This window comes from Alphaproteobacteria bacterium, from assembly GCA_018662925.1.
In the GTDB taxonomy this organism is placed as follows: domain Bacteria; phylum Pseudomonadota; class Alphaproteobacteria; order 16-39-46; family JABJFC01; genus JABJFC01.
The window spans coordinates 1-2753 of sequence record JABJFC010000023.1 but is presented as its reverse complement, the minus strand read 5'-3'; the positions used below and the strand labels follow the sequence as shown (position 1 = coordinate 2753).

The 2753-nt window shown below is 36.0% G+C and carries 2 protein-coding genes; one reads left to right on the top strand and one right to left on the bottom strand.

Annotation, left to right across the window (positions count from 1 at the left end; genetic code table 11):
- Positions 1–235: 235 nt before the first annotated feature.
- Positions 236–544, bottom strand: coding sequence for a hypothetical protein (locus HOL16_01825; GenBank protein ID MBT5389432.1), 309 nt, complete (start codon positions 542–544; stop codon positions 236–238).
- A gap of 711 nt (positions 545–1255) precedes the next feature.
- Here HOL16_01825 and HOL16_01820 point away from each other — a divergent pair.
- Positions 1256–1684: a helix-turn-helix transcriptional regulator gene (locus HOL16_01820; GenBank protein ID MBT5389431.1), complete on the top strand. Its 429-nt coding sequence runs from the start codon at positions 1256–1258 to the stop codon at positions 1682–1684.
- Positions 1685–2753: the final 1069 nt, after the last annotated feature.

Genomic DNA, 2753 nt, shown 5'->3' with positions numbered 1-2753 from the left:
GATGTTAATTAGAGCGGAATGCCCTGTTAACATTTTTGGATATTATGCAAAGCAAAATCCAATGAATTTGAGAAAATGAAAAGAATTTTATGCGCTACTTCGCATAATTACTTTCTTCGCATAACAATTGTTATGCAAAGCTTAGCATAACAGTTGAATTAAATTCCGAGTGCGCAATTGGCGCTGTGCCTTGCTTTGACGTTTCATTTTGGTCTTTTCTTTGTTAAGGGTGTTTTTAAGATGATTTATTTGTTGGATGAGGCGTCGTAAGGGTTTTGAACGATCTACTTTTTTCTTTTCCTGTCCTGCGCAAAAATCGCCCTCCCACATCACGCCAAACTTCCACCATTGGATCTTCTGTGGTTATTTTTTCCCTTAAAAATATCAACCCACCCATCAAGGTTTTGTTATCAATGTGTGATAAATTAAGCGTAGCTATGAGAGCAGAAATATCTTTTTGGCGTTGTTCAAGAAGACGGTTATGTTTTTCTTGAAAATCTGCAATCTTTTTTTCAATCTGTTGGATTTTTAAAGAGGCATTCATATGAGTCTCCTGAAGTTTAAGGATAAACGTTGCCTCTTTACGTCCTGTAATCTACCAAACTATCCTTTCTTTCGCAATAACAAATTGCCTATGACAAAACTGTCTTCTGCATCAGCTCATACGGGAGCTTATCGTATAGACTCAATAGTTAGAAATCTACGGCCATCTAATCTTGCCATTTCAAATGCCGTTCTGGCTTTCCATAGACCGAATACAGTTCGTTCCGGTATAATTAAAATCAACCATCGTCCTTTGAGAATTTGGGTAGCTGAGAAATTGTCTCTTAAATTCTGTGTCAATCTAATAGATGTGATATTTTCAAAAAATTGAAACTATGAACTTAAAAACTCATATGCCTCTCCTCAAAAAAGCCTGAGAAGAAACTTTACGCTCACGGCTTACTCAATCTCACTTAATATCATTTAAAGGATTCTATCTGTTATTAGCTGGTAAATGGAGATTTTCTTCACATTTTCTGAAGATTGAGCCTACAAATATAATTTTTTAGGTAATCTGATCACATAAAAAGTTCCCAGAGAAATGTTCTCTGGGAGGGTTCTTGGGGTAACTTGATGGGCATCTGGAGAAATTCAAATTTCAAGGATTTTTCCCTAATTTTAATTTAAGCTTCTTAAAAGATTCCCAAAATGTTATACGTTAACCACAGTTTTTAATGTAATCTCATAGTTACTATATGAAGTAGGTTTTAGTATGTCAACCCTCCTAATAATGAAAATAAGAAACTTTCTAAATGATAACGGATTAGCCGTTGCTGCCTTTGAGAGGAAGGCAGGTCTAAAAATAAACGTGGCAAGAAATATCCTTAAAGGTCAATCAAAAAAACCTAGTGGAGAAACCCTCCAAGCCATAGCCAATGTTATGGATTGTTCAATCAAGGAGCTATTGGATAATGAACTCGGTAAGAACGAAAGGATTTGTTCCAAAATTGAACATCCAAAGCTCCTCTTAGAAACTCTTCATTTCATTCTTGAACGCGATTCTTATGATCTAACCCTCAATCAGGCTCTTACTGCTTTAGAGGAAGCCTATCATTATTCAATTAAAAAAGGTTGCCCAAAAGTTGATCCTGAGTTCATAAATTGGTATTTAGATCGAACTGGAATTAGGAAAATATCCTAAACAGAAACAGGCGAAAAAATTTCGGGAAATATTCATTTAAGATATTGTTTTTATATTAATGTATCCTCAGTTAGGCTGACGATTAATGCACAAAACAAGTATAGTTGTTCACGTTCATTTATTCTATAGATTTTATCAATTTAAGACTTGCAATGAGTTTAAATGCTGTTATCATGTTCGTACCTTTAGGCTTTTTGTCTAAAGGGGGCTGAAAAGCCCTACGTCTTCCAGACGTAAAGCCTCCCTGATACTTTAGCCGGGCCTTGTGCCCGGTTTTCTATTTTTAAAACGATCTCATAACAAATGAAACGATCTCATAACAAATGAAAAGGGTAGCTCTCTATTGCAAAGTTTTGGCCACTGACAGCCGGGCCAAAAAGATCTCTCCTAAAAATAATGCTTCAATTGATCATCATATCATATCCGATGAATCGGAGTATAAAAAATGACATTTCATAGCGTGCAGTGTATGCTACATAACTGATAAAGAATTTCATTTGCTAAAATTTAATAAAATTGCAAATGTACTTTAAGTTCGGGAAATGGGATAATGGGAAGAAAATTAAAGACAATTTAAGATTTATCGAGCTGGGTATCCTTGAGCAGAAAAAGCTTCCCAACTCCCAACCTAAGAAATCATTTTGGGATAAGCTCTTAGGTTATATTTGGAGAAGAAAGCCTTACTTCTAGAATTTTATTCTTTTTTTTATTGCGTAGTACGTGGAAACTCCCTTTCCTCTCACACCTTCGATGAGATCAAGTTTGCCGCATGCTCTCTGATCATTCTCTTAAAATTTAAGTATGAACTTTGTTTCTTTATGTCCTTTAAATTCACTCATCCTCTTTCCCATCAAAGTGACAAAAAACTCACTAAACTGACCCTATAGGGGGGCTAGCCAGAGCTGCTCGTTAAGCACAAATTTTATTGAACCTGGGTATGCGGTTTACTCCACAAGCAAGATCACGTATGCAGCTGTGTCCACTAGCCACCAACTCCCGCTAGCAATTTAGCTGGGACTGGGTCGATTTCAAGTGCCTGTTGAATTAATCTATAAAACAATTTTCCTCT

Bases quoted from the DNA above. Each gene is read 5' to 3' on its own strand.
- HOL16_01825 (MBT5389432.1), bottom strand. From the start codon at position 544: ATGAATGCCTCTTTAAAAATCCAACAGATTGAAAAAAAGATTGCAGAT.
- HOL16_01820 (MBT5389431.1), top strand. From the start codon at position 1,256: ATGTCAACCCTCCTAATAATGAAAATAAGAAACTTTCTAAATGATAAC.